Consider the following 22343-nt stretch of genomic DNA (forward strand, 5'->3'; position numbering starts at 1 on the left):
TCCGCGCTTACAGGTTGATGAGCGTCTGGTCGACGGTCTGCTGCGTCTTGATCGTCTGCGCGTTCGCCTGGTAGTTGCGCTGCGCGGTGATCAGGTTGACGAGCTGCGACGTAAGGTCGACGTTCGAGTTCTCGAGCGCGCTGCCCTGCAGCGTGCCGTGGTTCGTGCTGCCCGGTGCCGAGATCTGCGGCACGCCCGATGCGGAGGACTCCGCATACTGGTTGCCGCCGAGGTTGACCAGCCCGTTCGGGTTGTTGAAGTTCGCGAGCGCGATCAGGCCGAGCACGGCGGTCTGGCCGTTCGAGTAGTTGCCGGTCAGCTTGCCGTCGGCGCCGATCGAATAGGTCGTCAGCGTGCCGCTCGCGTAGCCGTCCTGCGCGAGGTTGTTCACGCCGTCCTTGCCGCCGTACTGCGTCGTGCCGGTCAGGTCGAGCGTGAGGCTCTGCGGCGTCACCGAGCCGTCGGTGTTCGGCACCGTGAACTGGAACTGGCCGAGCGACGTGGTCGGCGCCGCCGGCGTGCCCGTCGTCGTGCTCTGGATCGCGCCCGACGAATTGAACGTGACCGTGCCGAGATCGGTCGTGGCGCCGCCCTGGACACCCGCGTACGCTTCCCACGTGCCGGCCGCCGACTTCACGAAGTACATGTTGACCGCCTGCGAACCGCCGAGCGTGTCGTACACCTGGATCGACGTCGAGTAATTGTAGGTCGTGGTGTCGGTCGCGTTGAACGGCGTCTTGGCCGGCACCGTGTCCTGCGAGTTCAGGTTGAACTGGCCGGTGATCTTGGTCGTCGCGGTCGGCGCGATGTTGGACGTCGGCGCCTGCATCGGCACGGTCTGCGCGGTGTTGATCACGCCGCCCGAGCCGGCCGCGTAACCCATCAGGTTGCGGCCTTGCGAATCGACGATATAGCCGTTCTTGTCGCGCTGGAACGTGCCGTCGCGCGAGTACGTCGTCACGCCGTTGTTCGACATCTGGAAGAAGCCGTTGCCGTTGATCGCGACGTCGAGCGACGAGTTCGTCGTATTGATCGTGCCCTGGCCGAACTGCTGCTGCACCGACGCGAGCGTCGTGCCGATGCCGATCTGCGTGTTGACCGACGTCGCGACCGAGTTCGCGTACATGTCGGCGAACTGCGCGGTGCTCGACTTGAAGCCGACCGTGTTCGCGTTCGCGATGTTGTTGCCGATCACGTCGAGCGCGTTCGATGCGCCGGCGAGGCCGCTCAGACCCTGTTGATAACCCATTTCGGTCTCCGTTTCGGGAAAGCTGAATCAGTTGGACGTAGTGCCGCCGGACGACGACGTGTTCGGGAAAATCGACGCGACCTGGGTGAGCCCCACCGTCGTGCCGTTCGACAGCACGAGCCCCGCCGTGCCGTCTGCCTGCTTGATCACGCTCTGCACCTGCGCGGCCGCGAGCGTCGTGGCCGCCTGCGGCGTGCCGGCGCTGTTGGTATACGACGCGCTGATCGTGTACTTGCCGTCCGGCAGCGCATTGCCCGCCGCGTCGGTCGGCGTCCAGTTGAACGGCACGGTGCCGGCCGACTGCGCGCCCGCGTTGATCGTGTTCACGACGGCGCCCGCCGAGTTCTTCACGGTGATCGTCAGGTTCGACACCGAGCTCGCCAGCGACACGCCGAACGGCGACGCCGCGCCGCCCTTCACCGCGACCGCGTTGCCCGGCGCGAGCACGTTCGAGCCGATCAGCAGCGCGGCCTGCGTCTGCTGGCCGGCCGTGAGCTGCGTCGACAGCGACGTGAGCGACGTGTTCAGCTGCGCGATGCCGCTCACCGTGTTGATCTGCGCGAGCTGCGACGTCATCTGCGAGCTGTCGACCGGGCTCGTCGGATCCTGGTTCTGCAACTGCGTGACGAGCAGCTTCAGGAACGTCGCCTGCAGGTCGCTCGCCGACGTGCCGTTGGTCGACGACACCTTGTTGGTGTTCATCGTGTCGGTCGGCAGGGTCGACACGCTCGTGCCGTTGCCGCCGATCGTCGTGCTGGAGGAAGTCATCCTGGGTGGCCTTGTATCGGAACTGTCGGGTTAGTGTCGGTCGGCGCGCGGCTCACGAGCCGATCGTCAGCGTCTTGAGCATCAGCGTCTTCGCGGTGTTCAGCGTCTCGACGTTGGCCTGGTACGAGCGCGACGCCGAGATCATGTTCACCATCTCCTGCACCGGGTCGACGTTCGGCATCTGCACGTAGCCGTTCGCGTCGGCGGCCGGGTTCGCCGGGTCGTAGGTCGACTTCATCGGCGACGGGTCGTCCATCACCTTCGTCACGCGCACGCCGCCCACGCCCTGGCCCGACGCGGTGCGCGCGCCGCCCATCGGGTCGGTCGCGAACACGACCTGCTTGGCCTTGTACGGCTTGCCGTCGGGGCCGGTGGCGCTGTCGGCGTTCGCGAGGTTCGACGCGGTGACGTTCAGGCGCTGCGATTGCGCGGACAGCGCCGAACCGGCGACGCCGAAGATGTTCATCAACGAAGGCATGGAGGCTCCTTGTGCTTGTGCGCGGGTTCGAAAGCGGCGCGCTTACGAGTTCGTCGAGATCGCGGCGATCATGGCCTTGATCTGCTGGGTCATCACGGTCATCCCGGTTTCGTAGTGCAGCGCGTTGTTCGCGAACTGCACGCGTTCGACGTCGAGATCGACCGTGTTGCCGTCGAGCGACGGCTGCAGCGGCATCCGGTACTGCGCGCGGCCGTAGTCGTCCGCCGGGCCGCCCGTCGGGATCAGCTTCGCCGTGCCGGCCATGTGGCCCGCCGCCGTCGACACCATCGACATGCCGCTCGTCACGCCGGCCGGCTGCGTCATCGGCAGTTGCGCGGCGTTGCTCGGCGCGAGGCCGCCGTTCGTCTGCTTGAGCGAGCGCGCGAGCGTCGACGCGAAATCGACGTCGCGGGCCCGGTAGCCGGGCGTGTCGGCGTTCGCGATGTTCGACGACAGCAGTTCCTGCCGATAGGCGCGCACGTCGAGCGCCTGTCGGCCGAACGCGAATTCCGCATCGAGTTTGTCCAGCATGTGTGCGTCTCTCCGTATGAAGCGCTGCACGCCCCTCGCGCCGGATGGCGACCCGAGAGGCTTTTTTCCATGACAGCGATGGTAGGCGCGGCACGCAACCGGCAATCGGGCGAATAACGCGGCAAAGCCCCCCTCTATTCATCGTTTGCGCGGCGGCCCCGCTCCCTAGAATGCAAATCGGATCAACGGATCGAGGGCAAGGCGATGACTGGCAGCGCACTTCGCGGCAGGAACGGGCGGCTCACGCACGTCCGGCGTGCGTTTGCGCTCGCCGCGGCGCTATGGATCGCCGCCCCGGCCGCGCACGCGGACGACGGGACGATCGTGATTCCCGGACGCGGCGAAACGGCCGAAACCGCGCTCGCGCACGCCAATGCGGCGAGCGGCGGGCAGTTCGGCGGGAATGCGGGGACGGGTTCGGGCGCAGGCATGGCGCCGGACGCGGGACGCGCGGCGGCAGGCGCGGGTGGTGCGGCCGGTGCCGTCGCTGCCGGCTATGCGGCGCAACCGGCGAGCGCGATGGTCGTGACGAACGTCCCGCCGCCGGCCCCCGCACCGGCAGCCGCGCCGGCCCCCGCCTATGCAGCCGCTCGCGCGAACACCGTCTACGGCGCGCCGCGCGCCGCCGATCCCAACGCCATCGCGACGGTCGTCGCCGGTACGGCCGAGCCCGCGTCGAATCCCGCGCGGCCGGCGCCCCAGGCAGTCGCCGCGCGCATGGCGGCAGCGCGCGCCGCGTCAGCCGCGCCGGCGCCGCGCGCGCCGGCGGCTTCCCCAGCGGCTTCCGCCAACCCGGCCCAGGCAGCCCCCGCGGCCCAGAGCGCGACGCCGCCCGGCCAGCAGGATCCCGACTCGATCCGGCGCGCGGCCCTCGCGTTCCTGCAGCAGCAGATCGCGGGCCTGCCCGGCAAGACCACCGCGACGGTCACGACCGCGTTTCCGCGCGGGCTCGCCGCGTGCACGACGCTCGAGCCGTTCCTGCCGACCGGCGCGCGCCTGTGGGGCCGCACGACGGTCGGCGTGCGCTGCGCGGGCGAACGGCCGTGGACCGTCTACCTGCAGGCGAAGGTCGCCGTGCAGGCCACCTATTACGTCGCCGCGCGCCAGATCGCGCCCGGCGAGCCGCTGGGCGCGGCCGACCTGGTCGCGCGCGACGGCGACCTGACGGTGCTGCCGCTCGCGGTGATCACCGATCCGGCGCAGGCGGTCGGCTCGACCGCGCTCGCGCGCATCTCGGCCGGGCTGCCGCTGCGGCAGGACATGCTGAAGAGCGCGGCGTCGGTATCGGCCGGCCAGACGGTGCGGGTCGTCGCGGCCGGCCCCGGTTTCACGATTTCGGCCGAGGGCAGCGTGCTCGCGAATGCGGCGCCCGGCCAGTCGGTGCGGGTGCGGATGGCGGCGGGCCAGATCGTCACGGCAATCGTCAAGGACGCCGGCACCGTGGAAATTCCGCTGTAGGGACGGATCCCGCCGCAAGATTGCAAAGAATTGTTTATTCGGAGAATTTCGGGCTCACGATGCTAAAGTTCGGGCCGACCCGGCCGTTATCTGGGTCAAACCGTACAGGAAACCCATCGTGAAGATCGATTCCACTCCGAAACCGAGCCCCCTCGCGCCGACCGGCAACGGCGCGGCCCGTGCACAATCCGGCGCGGCCCAATCGTCCTCGCAGGCGGCCGACGCAGGATCGACCGGCGGCGACGCGACCGTGAACCTGTCGGGTCTGTCCGGCCAGTTGCGCTCGGCATCCGCGTCCGGCAACGCCGATATCGACACGGGCCTGGTCCAGTCGATCAAGGACGCGCTGAACAACGGCACGCTGACGATCGACGCGAACAAGATTGCCGACGGCGTATTGAACACCGCCCGCGAACTGCTGCAACAGCAGCGCCCGCAGGGCAGCTGAGCCGGCCGCCTCGCGGCCGGTCCCCCCGGTTTGCCGGCGCGCCGCACCCCGCGCTCCGGCGCGACGAGCATGACGCGATGAGAGAAGAGCTGCTGGCCACGGTCAACGACGAACACGCGACGGTCGAGGCGTTCGCGTCCCTGCTCGCCTACGAGGAAAAAGCGCTGACGACGGCGGAGCCGCTCGACATGCTGCCCGGGATCGTCGAGAAGAAGAGCGAGCTGATCGACCGGCTCGCGCAGCTCGAGCGCACACGCGACACGCAGCTGTCCGCGCTCGGCTTTGCGTCGGGCAAGAAAGGGATGGACCAGGCCGCCGAGCGCGATGCACGCCTCGCCGGCCGCTGGCAGTTGCTGCAGCAGGCCGCCGAACGCGCGCGCCAGGCCAACGCGAACAACGGGATGCTGATCCGGATCCGGATGGACTACAACGAGCGCGCGCTCGCGGTGCTGCGCTCGGCCCCCGCGCCGGCCGGCGTCTACGGCCCCGACGGGCGCGTGTCGGCGCTGACGCGCTGACGTCGCGCCGCGCGGCCGCCCGACGGCCGCGCGCCTGCCTTGCCCTTCCTTACAACAGCGGACACGCGGTGACCTGCGTGCCGCGCGCCACGCACAGCCGTTCGTAGTCGCGCAGGTACGCGCACTCGTCGTCGTCCAGCAGGTCGAGATCGATCAGGTCCCAGTCGTAGCCGACCGTCACGATGTTCTCGAACGTCACCGTATCCGGCTGCGCTTCGTCCGGCCGGATGATCACGATGTTCTCGATCCGCACGCCGCCCTTGCCCGGCACGTAGATGCCCGGCTCAACCGAAATCACCGCATTCGGCACCAGCCCGTATTTCGCGCCCGGCGCGAAACGCACGCCGCCTTCGTGCACGTGAATCCCGACGCCGTGCCCGGTGCCGTGGCCGAAATCGTGGCCATGATCGCGGCACACCTGCCGCACGAGCGCATCGACGTCGCCGCCCGTCGCCGAGGCCGGGAAGCGCGTGACGAGCCCCTTGATGCAGGCCTTCAGCGCGACCGTGTAGATCTCGCGCTGCCACGGCTGCGCGACCGTGTCCGCGCGCGTGCGGCGCAGCACGACGCGCGTGCAGTCCGTCGCGAAGCCTGCTTCGTAGTACGCACCGCTGTCGAGCAGCACGAGTTCGCCTTCCGTCAGCTCGACGTCGGCGCTCGCCGCCGTGTAATGCGCGAACGCGCTGTTCGCGCCGTTCGCCGCGATCGACGGAAACGTCAGCGCGACCGCCGAGCGCGCGCCGTACGCGTCGTTGATCGTGCGCGCCAGGTCGTATTCGGTGTGGCGTGCGCCCGGCTCGCCGGTCTTCGCCCAGCGCATCGTCTCGGCGATCGCCGCGGAGCTGCGCGCGAACGCGTCGCGGAACCGGTCGAGCACCGCCGGCGTCTTCGCGGCCCGCATCGCCTCGACCGGATTGAAGTCGGCATGCCGCGCGTGCGGCCACACGCGGCTGACCGCGTCGACGAGCGCGCAGTTCACCGATTCGAAGCCGTAGCACACGTGATCGACCGCGAACTGCGCGAGAAAGCGTTCGAGCGCCGCGACGTCGCGCCGGATCACGTGCAGCGCCGGATACGACTCGAGCGCGACTTCGCAGCGGTCGCAGCCTTCCGGCAGGAACAGCGCGACCTCCCCGCCGACCGAGAACAGGAAGCCGAGATGCGACGATGCATTCGGGATGTGATAGCCGCGGCTGTTCAGCAGATACGCGAGATCGTCCGACGCGCAGGTGAAGAACGCGACCTTGCCGTCGGCCGCGCCGGTATGCGCGGCGAGCTTGCGGCTCAGCGTGTCGAGGTTCTGCGCGACGCTCAGGCCCGTCATCGATTCCGGCAGCTCGAAGATCGGCCGCTCGACGGCCCAGCCCGGCAGCGCGATCGCGCGGTCGATCTCGCGATCGGCGAGGCTCGTCCAGTCGAGCACTGCGGCCTGCGTCTGCTCGAGCAGCCGGTCGCGCTGCGCGACGCTGATCCGCAGCCCGTCGTAGCCGACCCGCGCGAGCCGGCTCGCATGCGCGACCAGCCAGTCGACCATCGCCTGCCAGATCGTTACGTTCATCCCGAGCTTCTCGATGCGCACGCGCGCCGGATCGCACTGCTGCTCGGCCTGCAGGTGATAGCGGCCATCGACGAACAGCACGAACGGCGGCACGCCGAGCACCTGCGCGGTCTCCGCGCTCAGGAAGATCCCGCAGCCGGCCGAGCCGTCGAAGCCCGACAGCGCGTAGCGCGGGTTATTGCTGCGCGGCAGGTACTCGGTGACGTATTCGTCCTGCGACGTGACCACCACCGCGTCGAGCCGCGCGGCGTCGAGCAGGCGCGACAGGCCGGCCTGCGTGTCGGCGACGGACGCGTCGTACGGGGGAAGGCCGGAGAAGCTGTATTTCAGTCGATCGATCATCGGATGCCCACGTTATCCATTGTTGTCGGCGGCCGGCGGCGTGACGCGGCGGGGCGCATGCCTGAAGCAGGCATGTCGCGACACGGCGCCGATGGTCGGGCAACGCGCGGCACTGCACGTCGCCGGGCCGCTGTGCAGTGCCAGCGGCAGGTCCGCGGAAATTTTTGTCTCACTTAACTTTGTTTGATGCGCGCGACAGAATCTAGAGCACGCTGAAATTGAGGTCAAGCCAAAATTTTCGTAGGACTAAAATCGGCGGCACGGTTCCGCATGCAGGCGCGGCGTGGCGTCGCCCGCCGACACCGCGCGGTACAATGCGCCGGCATCGTCGTCCCGACGGCCGTGCTTCGTGCGATGCGCGGAAGGCAATGTCCCGGCGACTGCACCGCCTCTCCGCCAGGACCTCCCGACTCGTTGCCACGAAAGAGATTCATGGATTCAGACATCATGCGTATCGGCCAGCGCATTCGCCGCCTGCGCCGGGAAGCGAAGAAGACGCTGCTGGAAGTCGCGACCGAAGCGAAGCTGTCGGTCGGGTTCCTGTCGCAGGTCGAGCGTCATCTCACGGGTATCTCGCTGTCGTCGCTCGTCAATGTCGCGAAGGCGCTGGGCGTGCCGCTCGGCGCGCTGATCGACCAGCCGCGCCAGGCGCAGCCCGATTCGCACGAAGGCAGCCGCGAGCCGTACGCGGTCGACAGCGCGTCGCAGTGGTACGAACGGCTGTCCACCACGTTCGACGGCAGCCAGATCAACGCGGTCAAGGTCCAGATGATGGAAGGCTACCGCTCGGAATGGGTGTCGCACGGCGGCGACGAATTCGTCTACGTGCTGACCGGCCGCATCTGCTACACGGTCGGCAAGAAGGATTACCCGCTGGCGCCCGGCGACTCGCTGCACTTCGACGCGCGCAAGCGGCATCGCGTCGCCAACGTGGGTGACGGGCCCGCCGAACTGATCGTGGTCGGCACACTGCCGCTGTTCGACGACAGTTGCGCCGAATTCGTGTCCGCGACGATGGAAATCAGGCAGCCCGAGCCCGGCGTGCGCATTGCGCCGGGCGAGCCGCGCGCGAGCCGCCGCGAACCGGCGCCGAAACGCGGCCGCGACGCCGCTCCGGCACGGCCGGCCGGCGCGGCGGAAAAGAAGGCCACGGCCAAGCCGCGCGCATCCGCCGGCAAACGCCCGGCGGCCGCGCCCCCGGCACGCAAGGCAGCCGCGCGCCAGAAGCCGTAACGGCTGGCGGCCACCCGCCGCCGTCATACCTGCCGCCCTATTCGCCGATCGCGAGCGCCTGCGCGACGGCCTGGATCCGCGCGCGATGCACGGCCTCCTTGATCTTCTCCGCTTCGCTGCCGATGCCGCGCGCGATCGCGCCGGCATCGACGCCGCGCGCGGCCGCGAGCGCCACGCGCAGCCGCTCGGCCTGCGGATACGGCTGCGCGTCGAGCCCGAGCCGCCCGCGCGCATCCGATTCGCACGCCTGCAGCATCTCGGCGAAACGCGCCGGCTTGCGCAGCGCGTCGCTGCGCTCGAACAGCCGCACCAGCGCGGCCGCGCCCATCTCCATCACGCGATGCAGGTTGCCGTGCTCGCGTGCGACCACGAGCGCCAGATCGCGGCAATCGTTCGGCACGCGCAGCCGCTCGCACAACGGCTTGAGCAGGTCGACGCTGCGGCCCTCGTGGCCGACGTGGCGCGGCAGCACGTCCGCGGGCGTCGTCGCCTTGCCGAGATCGTGCGTGAGCGCCGCGAAGCGCACCGGCAGCGAATAGCCCTGCTTCGCCGCGTAGTCGACGACCATCATCACGTGCACGCCCGTATCGACTTCCGGATGGTAGTCGGCGCGCTGCGGCACGCCCCACAGCGCATCGACCTCGGGCAGGACGCGCGCGAGCGCGCCGCAGTCGCGCAGCACCGCGAACATCCGCGACGGCTTCGCCTCCGTCAGCCCGCGCGCGATTTCCTGCCACACGCGCTCGGGCACCAGCGCGTCGGCCTCGCCCGCGTCGACCATCCGCCGCATCAGCGCGAGCGTTTCGTCGGCGACCGTGAAATCCGCGAACCGCGCGGCGAAGCGCGCAACGCGCAGGATCCGCACCGGATCCTCGACGAACGCGTCGCTCACGTGCCGGAACACGCGCGCGCGCAGGTCGGCCTGCCCGTCGAACGGGTCGATCACGGGCCCGACCAGCGCGCCCTCCGGGCTCACCTCGCGCGCCATCGCGTTGATCGTCAGGTCGCGCCGCGCGAGATCCTCGTCGAGCGTCACGTCCGGCGCGTAATGGAACTGGAAGCCGTGATAGCCGGCCGCCGTCTTGCGCTCGGTGCGCGCCAGCGCGTATTCCTCCTGCGTGTGCGGATGCAGGAACACCGGAAAATCCTTGCCGACCGGCCGGAAGCCCTGCGCGGCCATCTGCTCGGGCGTCGCGCCCACCACCACGTAGTCGCGGTCCTGCACGGGCACGCCGAGCAATTCGTCGCGAATCGCCCCGCCTACTGCGTAGATGTTCATGGCTGCGGCTCGTATTCGGCGATCACGTTGGTCTCGCTGCGCGCGGCGTCGATCCACCGCTGCACCGCCGGCAGCGCCGTCACGCGCGCCGCGTAGCCGGCCGCGTCCGGCGACAGGCCCGGCTCGTACGTGTTGAAGCGCATCACGACGGGCGCGTACATCGCATCGGCGATCCCGAACTCGCCGAACAGGAACGGCCCGCCCGACGCCTCGAGGCACGCGCTCCACAGCGCGTCGATGCGCGCGACGTCGGCGAGCGCGTCGGGCGTCGCGCCGCGCCCCGGCATCGACGCGCGCACGTTCATGCCCATCTGCGTGCGCAGCGCCGCGAAGCCCGCATGCATCTCGGCCGCGATGCAGCGCGCATGCGCGCGTTCGAGCGGATCGGCCGGCCACATCGGAAACTGCGGATAGCGCTCGGCAAGCGTCTCGGCGATCGCGAGCGAATCCCAGATCGCGACGCCGTTGTCGTCGACCAGGCACGGCACCTTGCCGGACGGCGAATACTCGAGGATGCGCGCGGCCGTGTCGTCGCGACGCAGCTCGACCGCGATCTCGTCGAACGGGATGCCGAAATGCACGAGCAGCAGCCACGGACGCATCGACCACGACGAGTAGTTCTTGTCTCCAATGACGAGTTTCATGACGGTGTTCCGGAAAACGCGAAGGTGGAAAGGACGATGCTGAACGACGGCGCCCCGGCCGCGCCTAGCGGCGCGAACGGAACCAGTCGAACCGCGACCGCGCCGCGGCGTTGCCGAGATACGCGGGCGCAATGCTTTCGAGACTCGCGGGCGTGATCCCGAGTTCCGGCGCGAGCGGCCCCGACAGCACGTTCGGCACCGACATCGACGCGAGATTGTCGCGCGTGAGTACCGGTTCGCCGGGCAGGCATTCGAACACGCTTGCCTGCAGCCGCGCAAGCGCGTCGGGCAGCCGCACGATGCGTGCCTGCCGGCCGACCAGCGTGCCGCAATAGCGCACCAGTTGCTGGAGCGTATAGACGGTCGGGCCGCCGAGTTCGTAGGTCTTGCCGTGCGCGGCCGCGAGATCGAGCGTGTTGACGAACGCGCGCACGACATCGCCGACGAACACCGGCTGGAAGCGCGCGTCGGGCATCGCGAGCGGCAGCACGGGCACCGTGCGCTGCAGGTTCGCGAACGTATTGAGGAATGAGTCGCCGGGGCCGAACACGACCGACGGGCGGAAGATCGTCAGCTCGAGCGAATCGGTCGCCGCGATCGCATGCAGCGCCGCTTCGCCGTCGCCCTTCGAGCGCTGGTACATGCTCGCGCCGTGCGAATCGGCGCCGAGCGCGCTCATGTGCAGCAGGCGCCGCACGCCGACCTCGGTGCACGCGCTCGCGAGCGCGGCCGGCAGCGCGACGTGCGCGCGCTCGAAACCGGGCCCGTACGGCGTGCCGCGGCCGCCGTGCAGCACGCCGACCAGATTGATCGCCGCGTACGCGCCGGCGACGAAGCGCGCGAGCGTGCGCGTGTCGAGCGCTTCGAGCTCGACGATCTCGACCGGCAGCATCTGCAGATGGCGCGCGTGGTCGCGCCGCCGCGTGCCGATCCGTACCTGCTTGCCGGCGTCGATCAGCGCATTGACGAGCCGGCTGCCGATGAAGCCGGTGCCGCCCAGCAGCGCAACGGTCTGACGATCCATGTTCGACACTCCTGGGCCTGTTCATGCTAATAACGGACTTGCGCTGGCCGCCAGAAGGGTCGAGCGCAAGGACTGCGACGAAGCGAATACTCGACGTATTCGCAAGGAGCATGACGCAGCGATCGGCCCTTCTGGCGGCCAGCCCCATTCATGACTTTTTCCCGGTCAGGGGAACGAGCCTTGCCGGCCGCATTGCGGCGTCGCGCGTCGCTTGTCCGGCTCGGCCAAACGGCGCTCCTTGCTTCTTGCACCGCGGCCGGCAACGCACGTTCGCAAGTCCGTTACTAGCGTGAACAGGCCCTTAAGAACACTGCCGCGTCTCGCGCGGCAGTGTGAAGATTGCGGATCAGGGCGAGATCATGCCTAGACGTTTCTTCAACGACTGCGGCTTGCCCTCGAAGAGCGCCGCGTAGTAGACGGTGTTCGACAGCACGTTCTTCACGTAGTCGCGCGTCTCGTTGAACGGAATCGTCTCTGCGAAGATCGCGCCTTCGACCGGCTGCGTCAACACCTGGCGCCACTGGCGCGGCCGGCCCGGGCCCGCGTTGTAGCCGGCGGTGGCCAGCACCGGCGAGCTGTCGAAGTTGTTGTAGATGTCCGCCAGATACCAGGTGCCGAGCTGGATGTTGGTATCGATGTCGTGCATCTGCGCGCGCGTGATCGTGCCCATGCCGAGCTTCTTCGCGACGAGCTGGGCGGTGGCCGGCATCAGCTGCATCAGGCCGCCCGCGCCCACCGACGAGCGCGCGCTCGTGATGAAGCGCGACTCCTGGCGGATCAGCCCGTACGCCCATTCGATGTCGAGGCCCGTCGACTGCGCATAGCGCTCGACGATGTTGCGATACGGCGACGGGTAGCGCAGCGTGAAGTCGTGCTCGGCCTTCGTGCGGTCGGCCGTGTTGACCGTGCGGTCGAGCAGCTCGACGCGCTTGCCGTACTCGGCGGCCGCGAGCAGCTGGCGATCGGTCATCCCGCGCAGCGGCCAGTTCCATTCGCGGTTGCCTTCGAGGCGCAGGTTCAGCGCGTAGAAGCGCTGCGCGAGCGCGAAGCCCGGAATCTTGCCCATCGCGTCGATCTCGGCGTCGCTCACCTTCGTGCGCGGCGGGACCGTCGTGCGCTGGCCGAGCTCTTCGCCGGCGAGCTGCCCGTAGAAGTTGAACTGGCCCGCGACCTGCTCGAATTCCTGGTTCGCCTGCAGCGTGTCGCCGCTCTGCTTGAGCGCGCGCGCATGCCAGTAGATCCACGCCGGATCGCTGCGCAGCGACGGCGGCATCTGCTCGATCGACCAGCGCACCATCGGCCAGTTGCCGGCGAGCAGCGCGGCGCGCGTGCGCCATTCGTAGCCCGGGTTCGACAGCGGCGCGTTCGCGGATTTCGCGTACCAGACCGACGCGAGCGGCGAGCGCTTGATCGCGCCCTGGTAACCGATCGCGCCCCATGCGATCGCCTGTTCCTGTTTCGTGAGCGAGCCGGCGACCGACGTCAGCATCCCGGCGGCCGCGTCCGGATCGTTGCGCGCCATGCGGCCGAGCGCGATCAGCGCGAGCTGGTGCGACGTCGCGTCGGGGCCGACGCCGCGCGCGAGGTACAGCGGCGGCGCGCTCGTCGCTTGGTCGAAGGCGACCGGGCGCGGGCCGAGCGCGTCGACGATCTTGCCGCCGAGCGTCGTGTAGTTCTGCTCGTACGCGAGGCGCGCCTGCTGCCACACGTCGTCGCTCGTGAACTGCTGGTTGACCGTGAGCGCGGTGATCAGGTCGACGCACGCGTCGCCGTAATTCTTCGGCTCGACGAGCAGCGCGCGCGCCGCATCGGCGACGTTCTCGCCGCGCGCCGCGCGCGATTCGAGCGCGTAGCACCTGACCTGCGTGTCATCGTCGAGCACGAAGCGCTTGTATTGATCGTCGAAGCTGCGCCAGTCGTGGCGCGCGCCGAGCACGAGCAGGTAGTCGTTGCGCAGGCGGTCGGCGATCGCCTGGCCGTCGTAGCGCTGCAGGAACGACTGCACGGGCGCGTCCGGCGCGTCGACGCGCGCGCGGCCCGTCGAATCGAACAGCTGCGGCTTGATCTGAAAATACTCGACGTAGGACGGGGCCGGATAGTTCGGGATCATCGACGCAAGCTGCGCGGCTTTCGCGGCATCGTTGCGGCGTGCGGCTTCGCGAAGCTGCACGAAGATCTGGTCATCCCCGGCGACCGTGTCGTCGCCCGGTGCGGCGCATGCGGCCGTGCCCGCGACGAGCGCGGCCGCCGAAAGCGTCAGCGCGACCGCGCGATATACTCGGAAAAGGCTGTTCGACATCGTTTTGAATGGAGCACGAATTGAGCGAAAGCATAGCACGCAACCCTGTGCCGAACCCGAAGGTTGCACTGCGCAAAACGCTGTCCGGCGCGCGTCGCGACGCCGCATCGCAGCCCGCCGCGAACGCCGCGCTCGACGCGCGGCTGCGCACGCTGCTCGACCGGCTCGCGCCGCGCACGGTCGGGTTCTACTGGCCGCTGCCGGGCGAATTCGATGCGCGCGACGCGGTGCTCGCGTGGTGCGCGGCAGGCGCCGGCCGGCGCGCCGCGCTGCCCGTGATCGGCGAGCGGCACACGCCGCTCGCGTTCCATGCGTGGGACGCGCGCACGCCGATGCGCGAAGGCCATCACCGGATTCCGGAACCGGCGGCGGGAATCGTCGTCGTGCCCGACCTGTTGCTGATTCCCTGCGTGGGATTCGATCCGCAGCGCTATCGGCTCGGCTACGGCGGCGGCTACTACGATCGCACGCTCGCCGCGTGGCCGGGCGACACGCTGCCGGTGACGGTCGGCATCGCGTATGAAGCGTGCCGCGTCGACGCGCTGCCGGCCGAAGCGCACGATCTCGCGCTGCGCTGGATCGTGACCGACGGCGCGCTCTACCCGGCCGCCGGATGACACGGCCGTCGCCGCACGCCCGTCAGCGCAACGTCGCGCGCAACACTTTCCGCAATCGTTTACAGCGACGCCGCCGCGCGCGCGGCCGTGTCGTACAGGCCCGATGCGTGGCGCAGCAACTGCGCCGCGTCGCCGATCTGCGCGTTGGTGAGCCCGCTGTCCTTCAGCGTCTCGATCAGGCAGTGCTCGCGCACCTCGCGATACTTCAGGCACAGGTCGCGGCCCGCGTCGGTCGCGAAGAAGAACACCTCCTTGCCGTTCTTCTCGCTCTTCACGTAACCGCGGGCGATCAGTTTTTTCAGCGCATAGGTCGCGACGTGCGTATCCTCGATATTGAGCACGAAGCAGATGTCGGCGAGCTTCTTCTTGCGTTCGCGATGGCTCACGTGATGCAGCAGCGACACCTCGACCGCCGTCATGTCCTTCGCGCCGGCCGCCGACATGCAGCGCACCATCCAGCGGTTGAACGCGTTGCCGGCCATGATGAGCCCGTATTCGAGCTCCGACAGCTCCGCGCTCGAATCGGAAACGAGGTGTTCGGATGACACGATCTTGGTCGGAGAACGCTTCATGGAAAGGCGGCGCAAGCAGGATGTCAGGGTGTGCCGAGTGTACGTCAGAAGCCCCGGTATACGGGCTAGGCGAAAACGCTTATTGGTAAGTTATCGATATCTTGTTGACAATGTGCGCTAACATTGCCGTCCGAACCGTGCCAGTCCGATGACGCAACCCCGCTTTTATCCGCTCGGCGATGCCGCCCTCGTCTGCGAGGTGCCGCCGCCCGCCACGCTCGATTGCCAGCGCCGCGTCTGGGCCGTTGCCGAGGCCGCGCGCGCGTGGCCCGACGTGATCGACGTCGTGCCGGGCATGAACAACCTGACCATCGTGTTCGACCCGCTCGCCGCGACGGCCGAGTCGCTCACGCCGGCGCTGCGCGACGCGTGGGAGACGGCCGACGTCGAGCACGCGGACGGCCGCGACGTCGAGATCCCGGTCGAGTACGGCGGTGCCGCCGGCCCCGATCTGGCGGCCGTCGCCGCGCACACGGGCCTGTCGGCCGACGAGGTCGTCGCGCGCCACGCGGCCGGCGAATACGTCGTGTTCTTCATCGGCTTCCAGCCGGGTTTCGCGTATCTCGGCGGCCTCGACGCATCGCTGCAAACGCCGCGCCGCGCGGCGCCGCGCCTCGAGGTGCCGGCCGGCTCGGTCGGCATCGGCGGCGCACAGACGGGCATCTACCCGGCCACGTCGCCCGGCGGCTGGCAGTTGATCGGCCGCACGTCGCACGTGCTGTTCGATCCGGCGCGGCCGCAGCCGACGCTGCTGCTGCCCGGCGACCGCGTACGCTTCACCATCGCAGGAGTCGACGCACGATGACCCAGAGCAACGCACCGGGCACCATCGAGGTGGTGCGGGCCGGCCCGCTGTCGACCGTGCAGGATCTCGGGCGCCGCGGCGCGCGCCATCTCGGTGTCGCGCAGGGCGGCGCGCTCGACGGCCTCGCGATCGAGGTCGGCAACCGGCTCGTCGGCAACCGCCCCGACGCGGCGGCCGTCGAGATCACGATCGGCCCGACTGCATTCCGCTTCACGCGCGCCACCCGCATCGCGATCACCGGCACCGAGTTCGGCGCGACGCTCGACGGCCGGCGCGTGCATTCGTGGTGGAGCCTGCCGGTCGCAGCCGGGCAGATGCTCGTGCTGCCGGCCGCGAAACGCGGGATGCGCGGCTACCTGTGCATCGCGGGCGGCATCGACGTGCTGCCGATGCTCGGCTCGCGCAGCACCGATCTCGCGTCGCGCTTCGGCGGCCTCGGCGGCCGCACGCTGCGCGACGGCGATCGGCTCCCGGTCGGCGTGCCGCCGGCCGGCGCGGGCTGCCTCGCGGCCGACGCGCCCGAATTCGGCGTGAAGGCGCCCGCGTGGTGCGCGTTCGCGCGCGTCGACGAGCCGCCGCGCCGCCACCGCCCCGCGCATGCGCATGCGCCGTGGGCGATGCCGGTGCGCGTGCTGCCGGGCCCCGACTACGCGTCGTTCGCGGCCGATTCGCAGCAGGCGTTCTGGGACGACGAATGGCTCGTCACCGCGAACAGCAACCGGATGGGCTATCGCCTCGCCGGCGCCGAGCTCGTGCGCGAGCGGCCGGTCGAGCTGCTGTCGCACGCGGTGCTGCCCGGCACGATCCAGGTGCCGCCGAACGGCCAGCCCATCGTGCTGATGCACGACGCACAGACCACCGGCGGCTACCCGAAGATCGGCACGGTGATCCGCGCCGACCTGTGGAAGCTCGCACAGGCGCGGCTCAACCTGCCGATCCGCTTCGTGCGCACGACACCCGACGCGGCGCGTGCCGCCCTCGCCGCGGAACGCGCGTATCTGCGGCAGATCGACATCGCGATCGACATGCGCGAGGAAGCGCGCCGCCGCGCCCAATCGCGCGCGGCGTGACAATGGCGGAAGCGGCACGGAAGACGCGCCACGCAATCAGTGGACGAGGAACATCATGGAAATCGATCTGAATGCCGATCTCGGCGAAGGATGCGGATCGGACGAGGCGCTGCTCGACCTCGTCACGTCGGCGAACATCGCATGCGGCTGGCACGCGGGCGGCGCCAATGCGATGCGCGACTGCGTGCGCTGGTCCGTGCAGAAAGGCGTGTCGATCGGCGCGCACCCGAGCTTTCACGATCCGGAGAATTTCGGCCGCAAGGAAATGCAGCTGCCGGCCGGCGACATCTACGCCGGCGTGCTGTATCAGCTCGGCGCGCTGTCGGCGATCGCGCAGGCCGAAGGCGGGCGCATCGCGCACGTGAAGCCGCACGGCGCGCTGTACAACCAGGCCGCGCGCGACCCGATGATCGCCGATGCGGTGGTGTCCGCGATCCACGATTTCGATCCGTCGCTCGCGGTGTTCGGGCTCGCGAACAGCGTGTTCGTCGCGGCCGCGCGGCACGCGGGGCTCGCCGCGGTGGAGGAAGTGTTCGCCGATCGCGGCTACCGCGCGGACGGCTCGCTCGTGCCGCGCAACCAGCCCGGCGCGCTGATCGACGACGAAGAAGCGGTGCTCGCGCGCACGCTCGACATGGTGCGCAACCAGCACGTGCGTGCATTAAGCGGCGAATGGGTGTCGCTGAACGCGCAGACCGTCTGCCTGCACGGCGACGGGCCGCATGCGCTGGCGTTCGCGAAGCGGATCCGCGCGGCGCTCGAGGCGGCGGGTGTCGATGTCGTGGCGCCCGGTGCGCTGCAGGCCGACGAAGGCGCGTGACGCGTATCCGTCGCGTGACACGTGCGTGGCACGCATCCGTCGCACAAAAGAAAAAAGCGCCCTCGTGGCGCTTTTACGTTGGCGCAATCGCTGCGGCTTCGCCGTCTGTCGATTCGCCCCCCGAAACCGTCTTTCGACGGTGACCGGAAAAATAGTCCGGATTAAAAAACGTCCGCCGCCGCCCGATCACTGCATTCCCCGGTCAGACGACGGAACGTTGCTTATCTGCAAGTCGGCCCGCATGCATGTGTTGTCCGACGATGATTGGCCCCGCCGTGCATGCAGACACTCCGCGGCCGGCACGCGCTTCACGTGCCGGCAACGCTAACCCCGCGCTTTATTTCTGCTACCCCGTAGAACTTATCTATTCTTTTCATTTTTTCAACTTGTGGGATGAAGAATAGATATTGGCAGAACAGGATGTCAATCGTTTCAAACGCTATTTTCCGACGATTCAAGGGTTTTCCTTATCGATTGCCGCAGCCGTGCCGGCGCATCGCGACGTGCGCTCGTTGGCAATCAAACAGGGGAAGATCGGTGCGGGCCGCCGGGCGCGATCAGTTCGCGTCGACCCGGTATCCTTGCTGGCGCAACAATTCGAGCACGCCGCGCGAGCCGCCCAGATGCAGCGCGCCGATCGCGACGAACAGCGGCCGGTTCGGCGCGGCGATTGCCGTCATCCGCGCAACGAAGCGCCGGTTGCGCTCGTACAGGATCTTGTTGTCGATCGACGCCGACAACGCCTTCGAACGCGCGAGCCGCTCGCTCTTCGCGACGGCCCACGCCGAGATCGCGTCGGCGTCGCCAATTCGCCACAGCCGGTGCAGCGCCTTGATGTCGTCCGCGTTCTGCGCGGGTGTCTGCACCATGTCCTGCGCGAGCATCTCCCGCTGCTCGGCCAGCGTCAGCCCGGTGAACGCGCGCATCTGTTCGGCGAGCGTCTCGAGCCCGATCACGCGGCCGCCCTTCTTCTTCAGGAACACGTTCTGCAGTTGCGCCTCGGTGCCGTATTCGGTCTGCAGGCCGGCCGACAGCGAATCGTAGGTCTCGACGACGAGCGCCGCGAGCCACGGCCGCATCTTGCGGATCTCGGCGAGCGCGGCCGGGTTGCCGCGCAGGCGCGCCGCGAGCCGCTGCCACAGCGGCTCGGGCAGCAGGCGCTGCAGGCACGGGTAGCGGCACACGCCGTACTTCGACACGTCGTCCTGCGATTCGAGCAGATCGTCGGGCGACAGTTCGAGCGCGAGCGTCGGCGACGCGGCGAGCGCCGCGAGGATGCGCGGCCGGAACGGCTGCGCGCTCGGGTAGTCGGACGGGTCGCCCGTGTGCAGCGTGCCGAGCACGTAGAGCGTGACCTTGCCCCTGGTCGCGACGTAGAACGGCATGCGCGCGGGCTGCACGCGCACCGCCCCGCTCGCGACCGTGCCGTTCGACACGGCAGGCGCGTGAAAGCCCGGCAGGCTCATGCCGGGCGGCGGGACTTGCGACGGATGGATCGGTGAAGTGGCCGGCGCGCGCCCTTCGGCGCGCGCGGCCTCGACGGGAACCGCAAGGCTGGCTGCCACGCACGCGCCGGCCAGCGCCGCGCCCGTCACGGTGCGCACGCTCCAGCGCCGCGCGTAGCGGTACGCGCGCATCACGCGCGCGCTGCTTGCCCCCGAACGGCGCGCGCCGGACACGCGCGCCGCCAACGCTTCAGGCATTCGCCTCCCCTACCTCCTCGGCGCGATGGCAGGCCACGCGCCGTCCGTCGACCTCGCGCAGCTGCGGCTCCTCGACGCGGCAGCGCTCGACCGCATACGGGCAGCGCTGGTGGAACGCGCAGCCCGACGGCGGATTGAGCGGCGACGGCAGTTCGCCCTGCAGCTTGATCTGCACGCGGCGGTCTTCCTCGAAGATCGCCGGCGTCGCCGACATCAGCGCGCGCGTGTACGGATGGCGCGGCCGCGCGTAGATCGTCTCCTTGTCGCCGAGCTCGGCCACGCTGCCGAAGTACATCACCATCACGTCGTCCGCGACATGCTCGACCACCGACAGGTTGTGCGAGATGAACACGTAGCTCGTCTTGAACTGCTCCTGCAGATCCATGAACAGGTTCAGGATCTGCGCCTGGATCGACACGTCGAGCGCGGACACCGGCTCGTCGGCGACGACGATCCGCGGATCGAGGATCATCGCGCGCGCGATCGCGACACGCTGCCGCTGGCCGCCCGAGAACATGTGCGGATAACGCTTCGCGTGCTCGGGCCGCAGGCCGACCGTGCGCATGATCTGCGCGATGCGCTGCGCGCGCTCGGCGGCCGTCAGGTTCGCGTTGATCTCGAGCGGCTCGGAGAGCGTCTGCTCGACGGTCTTGCGCGGGTTGAGCGACGCGAACGGGTTCTGGAACACCATCTGCACGCGGCGGCGCAGGTCGGCGACCCGGTGGCGGTCCGCGCCCGCGACGTCCTTGCCGTCGATCGACAGGTGACCCGACGTCGGCGTCTCGATCATCGTCAGCTGCCGCGCGAGCGTCGACTTCCCGCAACCGGATTCGCCGACGACGGCGAGCGTCTTGCCGCGCTTCAGCGAAAACGACACGCCGTTGAGCGCCTTCACCGTGCCCTGGCCGAACATGCCGCGCTTGACCGTGTAGTGTTTCGCGAGCTGGTCGGCGACCAGCACGACGTCGTCGTCGTGCGGCGTGGCGCGCGTTTCGTGGACTGCGTTCATCGTGCGCCTCCCGTCAGGTCGAGGTTGGAAACATGGAGCGGCTTGATGCAGCGTGCGCGCATCGCATCGTTGCCGGACACCAGCGTGTCGAGCGCCGGCCGCGCCTTGCGGCAATCGTCGACGACATACTTGCAGCGCGGCGCGAACAGGCACCCGGACGGGCGATCATCGCGGCCCGGCACCATGCCGGGCAATGCGGCAAGGCGACGCGCCCCCTTATTGTGCTCGGGAATCGCCGCGAGCAGCGCTTCGGTGTACGGATGATGCGGCGTGCGGAAGATCTCGGGCACGCTGTTGGTCTCGATGATCTCGCCCGCGTACATCACCGCGACGCGCTGCGCGACCTCCGACACCACGGCCAGGTCGTGCGAGATCAGCACGAGCGCCATCCCGCGCTCCTTCTGCAGCTTCACCAGCAGATCCATGATCTGCGCCTGGATCGTCACGTCGAGCGCGGTGGTCGGCTCGTCGGCGATCAGCAGCTTCGGGTTGCACGCGACGGCCATCGCGATCATCACGCGCTGGTTCATCCCGCCCGACATCTGGTGCGGGAACGACGCGATGCGGTTCTTCGCATCGGGAATGCCGACCTGGTCCAGCAGTTCGAGCGCGCGCCGGTGCAGCGCGTCGCCGCGCAGCCCCTCGTGCAGCTTCAGCACCTCCTTGATCTGATAGCCGACCGTATAGCTCGGGTTCAGGCTCGTCAGCGCGTCCTGGAACACCATCGCGATGTCCTTGCCGACGATCTTGCGGCGCGCCTTCGGCGACGCCTTCAGCAGGTCGACGCCGTTGAACGTGACCTCGTCGGCCGTCACCTTGCCCGGCGCGTCGATCAGGCCCATCAGCGCCATCATCGTCACGCTCTTGCCCGAGCCCGATTCGCCGACGACGCCCACCACCTCGCCCGGCGCGATCGACATGTTGATCCGGTCGACGGCGGGCAGCCCGTTGAAGTTCACCGCGAGATTGCGGATGGTCAGTAGGTTCTGGCTCATCTCATGCCATCCGTTTCAGTTTGGGATCGAGCGCGTCGCGCAGCCCGTCGCCGAGCAGGTTGATCGCGAGCACCGAAATCAGGATCGACAGGCCGGGCATCGTCACGATCCACCATGCGTTGTCGATGTAGTCGCGCGCGGACGCGAGCATCGCGCCCCACTCGGCGGTCGGCGGCTGCACGCCGAGGCCGAGGAAGCCGAGCGCGGCCGCGTCGAGGATCGCCGACGAGAAGCCCAGCGTCGCCTGCACGATCAGCGGCGCCGTGCAGTTCGGCAGCACCTGCGAGAACATCAGGCGCAGCGTGCCTGCACCGGCCACGCGCGACGCCGTCACGTATTCCTTCTGCAGTTCGCCGAGCGCCGACGCGCGCGTGAGGCGCACATAGGCCGGCAGCGCGACGATCGCGATCGCGAACATCGTGTTGGTGAGGCCCGGGCCGATGATCGCGACGACCGCGACCGCGAGCAGCAGCGACGGCAGCGCGAGCAGCACGTCCATGATGCGCATCACGGGCGTGTCGGCCCACTTCTGGAAGAACGCGGCGACGAGCCCGAGCACGATGCCGGGGATCAGCGCGAGCACGACCGACACGAAGCCGATCCAGAACGACATCCGCGCGCCGAACATCAGCCGCGAAAGAATGTCGCGGCCCGCTTCGTCGGTGCCGAGGATGAATTTCCAGTTGCCGCCGTCGAGCCACGCGGGCGGGATCTTCACGTAGTCGCGGTATTGCTCGACCGGGCTGTGCGGCGCGATCAGCGGCGCGAGCAGCGCGACCAGGATCAGCGCGAGCACGACGATGCCGGCGCCGACGGCGCCGCGGTTGCGCGAGAAGTTGGCCCAGAACTCGCGCAGCGCGAGCGCACGGCCGCCGGCCGGCGCGGATTCGCTCGGCAGGGTGTTTTGCAGATTGCTCATGGAA

General features: G+C 69.2%; 22 protein-coding genes. 8 read left to right on the forward strand and 14 right to left on the reverse strand.

The genetic code is table 11. The features are described from left to right. Positions 1-7: 7 nt before the first annotated feature. From flgE to flgB, 4 genes are read right to left on the reverse strand one after another with little or no spacing between them, the layout of a single operon-like run. On the reverse strand, positions 8-1249 hold the full coding sequence (gene flgE, locus FPJ27_RS34720) for a flagellar hook protein FlgE (RefSeq protein ID WP_204424923.1): 1242 nt from the start codon (positions 1247-1249) through the stop codon (positions 8-10). A 27-nt stretch (positions 1250-1276) separates the two neighbouring features. After that, positions 1277-2017 carry a flagellar hook assembly protein FlgD gene (gene flgD, locus FPJ27_RS34725; RefSeq protein ID WP_204424925.1) on the reverse strand — a complete coding sequence of 247 codons (741 nt, stop codon included), beginning with the start codon at positions 2015-2017 and terminating at the stop codon, positions 1277-1279. Positions 2018-2069: 52 nt separating this feature from the next. After that, positions 2070-2495, reverse strand: a complete 426-nt coding sequence (flgC, locus tag FPJ27_RS34730; protein WP_006485701.1) for a flagellar basal body rod protein FlgC — start codon at positions 2493-2495, stop codon at positions 2070-2072. Positions 2496-2537: 42 nt separating this feature from the next. Then, positions 2538-3026: a flagellar basal body rod protein FlgB gene (flgB, locus tag FPJ27_RS34735; protein WP_175963352.1), complete on the reverse strand. Its 489-nt coding sequence runs from the start codon at positions 3024-3026 to the stop codon at positions 2538-2540. A gap of 204 nt (positions 3027-3230) precedes the next feature. Here flgB and flgA point away from each other — a divergent pair, with 204 nt between their 5' ends. The 3 genes from flgA to FPJ27_RS34750 all read left to right on the forward strand — a co-directional run bounded on the left by flgA (position 3231) and on the right by FPJ27_RS34750 (position 5450). Then, entirely contained in the window at positions 3231-4484 is a 1254-nt protein-coding gene (gene flgA, locus FPJ27_RS34740; RefSeq protein WP_204424927.1) for a flagellar basal body P-ring formation chaperone FlgA, read from the forward strand. Between the two features lie 118 nt (positions 4485-4602). Beyond that, positions 4603-4932: a flagellar biosynthesis anti-sigma factor FlgM gene (flgM, locus tag FPJ27_RS34745; RefSeq protein ID WP_204424935.1), complete on the forward strand. Its 330-nt coding sequence runs from the start codon at positions 4603-4605 to the stop codon at positions 4930-4932. A gap of 77 nt (positions 4933-5009) precedes the next feature. Continuing rightward, positions 5010-5450 (forward strand): flagellar protein FlgN, encoded by a 441-nt coding sequence (locus FPJ27_RS34750; RefSeq protein WP_072437544.1) that lies wholly within the window; start codon positions 5010-5012, stop codon positions 5448-5450. Between the two features lie 49 nt (positions 5451-5499). On the opposite strand, the gene FPJ27_RS34755 is transcribed toward FPJ27_RS34750, so the two are convergent. Further along, positions 5500-7350 (reverse strand): M24 family metallopeptidase, encoded by a 1851-nt coding sequence (locus FPJ27_RS34755; RefSeq protein ID WP_204424944.1) that lies wholly within the window; start codon positions 7348-7350, stop codon positions 5500-5502. Positions 7351-7782: 432 nt separating this feature from the next. Here FPJ27_RS34755 and FPJ27_RS34760 point away from each other — a divergent pair, with 432 nt between their 5' ends. Continuing rightward, on the forward strand, positions 7783-8583 hold the full coding sequence (locus FPJ27_RS34760; RefSeq protein ID WP_204424946.1) for an XRE family transcriptional regulator: 801 nt from the start codon (positions 7783-7785) through the stop codon (positions 8581-8583). Positions 8584-8620: 37 nt separating this feature from the next. Here FPJ27_RS34760 and FPJ27_RS34765 read toward each other — a convergent pair whose 3' ends face one another. The 4 genes from FPJ27_RS34765 to FPJ27_RS34780 form a co-directional block, all read right to left on the reverse strand. Next, the gene (locus FPJ27_RS34765; protein ID WP_204424954.1) at positions 8621-9862 is read right to left on the reverse strand and encodes a multifunctional CCA addition/repair protein; all 1242 of its coding nucleotides are present in this window, start codon (positions 9860-9862) and stop codon (positions 8621-8623) included. After that, the gene (locus tag FPJ27_RS34770; RefSeq protein WP_204424956.1) at positions 9859-10506 is read right to left on the reverse strand and encodes a glutathione S-transferase family protein; all 648 of its coding nucleotides are present in this window, start codon (positions 10504-10506) and stop codon (positions 9859-9861) included. The genes FPJ27_RS34765 and FPJ27_RS34770 overlap by 4 nt, the downstream gene beginning before the upstream one ends. A 64-nt stretch (positions 10507-10570) precedes the next feature. After that, positions 10571-11530: a complex I NDUFA9 subunit family protein gene (locus FPJ27_RS34775; RefSeq protein ID WP_204424958.1), complete on the reverse strand. Its 960-nt coding sequence runs from the start codon at positions 11528-11530 to the stop codon at positions 10571-10573. A 346-nt stretch (positions 11531-11876) separates the two neighbouring features. Continuing rightward, positions 11877-13829 (reverse strand): lytic transglycosylase domain-containing protein, encoded by a 1953-nt coding sequence (locus FPJ27_RS34780; RefSeq protein WP_072437550.1) that lies wholly within the window; start codon positions 13827-13829, stop codon positions 11877-11879. 8 nt (positions 13830-13837) lie between these two features. On the opposite strand from FPJ27_RS34780, the gene FPJ27_RS34785 reads away from it, so the two are divergent. After that, complete coding sequence (locus FPJ27_RS34785) at positions 13838-14446, forward strand: 5-formyltetrahydrofolate cyclo-ligase (protein WP_204424960.1); 609 nt, start codon at positions 13838-13840, stop codon at positions 14444-14446. A 59-nt stretch (positions 14447-14505) separates the two neighbouring features. Here FPJ27_RS34785 and FPJ27_RS34790 read toward each other — a convergent pair whose 3' ends face one another. Then, positions 14506-15018: a winged helix DNA-binding protein gene (locus tag FPJ27_RS34790; protein WP_072437552.1), complete on the reverse strand. Its 513-nt coding sequence runs from the start codon at positions 15016-15018 to the stop codon at positions 14506-14508. 148 nt (positions 15019-15166) lie between these two features. Here FPJ27_RS34790 and pxpB point away from each other — a divergent pair, with 148 nt between their 5' ends. From pxpB to pxpA, 3 genes are read left to right on the forward strand one after another with little or no spacing between them, the layout of a single operon-like run. Next, entirely contained in the window at positions 15167-15823 is a 657-nt protein-coding gene (gene pxpB / locus FPJ27_RS34795; RefSeq protein ID WP_204424970.1) for a 5-oxoprolinase subunit PxpB, read from the forward strand. After that, positions 15820-16893 carry a biotin-dependent carboxyltransferase family protein gene (locus FPJ27_RS34800; protein WP_204424972.1) on the forward strand — a complete coding sequence of 358 codons (1074 nt, stop codon included), beginning with the start codon at positions 15820-15822 and terminating at the stop codon, positions 16891-16893. The genes pxpB and FPJ27_RS34800 overlap by 4 nt, the downstream gene beginning before the upstream one ends. Positions 16894-16948: 55 nt before the next feature. Beyond that, positions 16949-17713 (forward strand): 5-oxoprolinase subunit PxpA, encoded by a 765-nt coding sequence (pxpA, locus tag FPJ27_RS34805; RefSeq protein WP_204424974.1) that lies wholly within the window; start codon positions 16949-16951, stop codon positions 17711-17713. A 557-nt stretch (positions 17714-18270) separates the two neighbouring features. On the opposite strand, the gene FPJ27_RS34810 is transcribed toward pxpA, so the two are convergent. Genes FPJ27_RS34810 through FPJ27_RS34825 form a run of 4 tightly spaced genes read right to left on the reverse strand, consistent with a single transcriptional unit; the run spans position 18271 to position 22339 of the window. Then, positions 18271-19416: a TraB/GumN family protein gene (locus FPJ27_RS34810; RefSeq protein WP_034179284.1), complete on the reverse strand. Its 1146-nt coding sequence runs from the start codon at positions 19414-19416 to the stop codon at positions 18271-18273. After that, entirely contained in the window at positions 19409-20425 is a 1017-nt protein-coding gene (locus FPJ27_RS34815) for a peptide ABC transporter ATP-binding protein (RefSeq protein ID WP_034179285.1), read from the reverse strand. Before FPJ27_RS34815 ends, FPJ27_RS34810 begins: the two co-directional genes overlap by 8 nt. Then, positions 20422-21420 (reverse strand): ABC transporter ATP-binding protein, encoded by a 999-nt coding sequence (locus FPJ27_RS34820; protein WP_072437555.1) that lies wholly within the window; start codon positions 21418-21420, stop codon positions 20422-20424. The genes FPJ27_RS34815 and FPJ27_RS34820 overlap by 4 nt, the downstream gene beginning before the upstream one ends. Position 21421: 1 nt before the next feature. Continuing rightward, on the reverse strand, positions 21422-22339 hold the full coding sequence (locus FPJ27_RS34825) for an ABC transporter permease subunit (RefSeq protein ID WP_072437556.1): 918 nt from the start codon (positions 22337-22339) through the stop codon (positions 21422-21424). Positions 22340-22343 lie beyond the last annotated feature (4 nt).

Origin of the sequence: Burkholderia sp. MS455 (genome assembly GCF_016899445.1) — a bacterium.
GTDB classification, from domain to species: domain Bacteria; phylum Pseudomonadota; class Gammaproteobacteria; order Burkholderiales; family Burkholderiaceae; genus Burkholderia; species Burkholderia pyrrocinia_C.

What these genes read in the sequence shown, in the direction of transcription:
- flgE (WP_204424923.1), bottom strand. Translation starts at nt 1,249, where the DNA reads ATGGGTTATCAACAGGGTCTGAGCGGCCTCGCCGGCGCATCGAACGCG.
- flgD (WP_204424925.1), bottom strand. Translation starts at nt 2,017, where the DNA reads ATGACTTCCTCCAGCACGACGATCGGCGGCAACGGCACGAGCGTGTCG.
- flgC (WP_006485701.1), bottom strand. Translation starts at nt 2,495, where the DNA reads ATGCCTTCGTTGATGAACATCTTCGGCGTCGCCGGTTCGGCGCTGTCC.
- flgB (WP_175963352.1), bottom strand. Translation starts at nt 3,026, where the DNA reads ATGCTGGACAAACTCGATGCGGAATTCGCGTTCGGCCGACAGGCGCTC.
- flgA (WP_204424927.1), top strand. Translation starts at nt 3,231, where the DNA reads ATGACTGGCAGCGCACTTCGCGGCAGGAACGGGCGGCTCACGCACGTC.
- FPJ27_RS34750 (WP_072437544.1), top strand. Translation starts at nt 5,010, where the DNA reads ATGAGAGAAGAGCTGCTGGCCACGGTCAACGACGAACACGCGACGGTC.
- FPJ27_RS34755 (WP_204424944.1), bottom strand. Translation starts at nt 7,350, where the DNA reads ATGATCGATCGACTGAAATACAGCTTCTCCGGCCTTCCCCCGTACGAC.
- FPJ27_RS34760 (WP_204424946.1), top strand. Translation starts at nt 7,783, where the DNA reads ATGGATTCAGACATCATGCGTATCGGCCAGCGCATTCGCCGCCTGCGC.
- FPJ27_RS34765 (WP_204424954.1), bottom strand. Translation starts at nt 9,862, where the DNA reads ATGAACATCTACGCAGTAGGCGGGGCGATTCGCGACGAATTGCTCGGC.
- FPJ27_RS34770 (WP_204424956.1), bottom strand. Translation starts at nt 10,506, where the DNA reads ATGAAACTCGTCATTGGAGACAAGAACTACTCGTCGTGGTCGATGCGT.
- FPJ27_RS34775 (WP_204424958.1), bottom strand. Translation starts at nt 11,530, where the DNA reads ATGGATCGTCAGACCGTTGCGCTGCTGGGCGGCACCGGCTTCATCGGC.
- FPJ27_RS34780 (WP_072437550.1), bottom strand. Translation starts at nt 13,829, where the DNA reads ATGTCGAACAGCCTTTTCCGAGTATATCGCGCGGTCGCGCTGACGCTT.
- FPJ27_RS34785 (WP_204424960.1), top strand. Translation starts at nt 13,838, where the DNA reads ATGGAGCACGAATTGAGCGAAAGCATAGCACGCAACCCTGTGCCGAAC.
- FPJ27_RS34790 (WP_072437552.1), bottom strand. Translation starts at nt 15,018, where the DNA reads ATGAAGCGTTCTCCGACCAAGATCGTGTCATCCGAACACCTCGTTTCC.
- pxpB (WP_204424970.1), top strand. Translation starts at nt 15,167, where the DNA reads ATGACGCAACCCCGCTTTTATCCGCTCGGCGATGCCGCCCTCGTCTGC.
- FPJ27_RS34800 (WP_204424972.1), top strand. Translation starts at nt 15,820, where the DNA reads ATGACCCAGAGCAACGCACCGGGCACCATCGAGGTGGTGCGGGCCGGC.
- pxpA (WP_204424974.1), top strand. Translation starts at nt 16,949, where the DNA reads ATGGAAATCGATCTGAATGCCGATCTCGGCGAAGGATGCGGATCGGAC.
- FPJ27_RS34810 (WP_034179284.1), bottom strand. Translation starts at nt 19,416, where the DNA reads ATGCCTGAAGCGTTGGCGGCGCGCGTGTCCGGCGCGCGCCGTTCGGGG.
- FPJ27_RS34815 (WP_034179285.1), bottom strand. Translation starts at nt 20,425, where the DNA reads ATGAACGCAGTCCACGAAACGCGCGCCACGCCGCACGACGACGACGTC.
- FPJ27_RS34820 (WP_072437555.1), bottom strand. Translation starts at nt 21,420, where the DNA reads ATGAGCCAGAACCTACTGACCATCCGCAATCTCGCGGTGAACTTCAAC.
- FPJ27_RS34825 (WP_072437556.1), bottom strand. Translation starts at nt 22,339, where the DNA reads ATGAGCAATCTGCAAAACACCCTGCCGAGCGAATCCGCGCCGGCCGGC.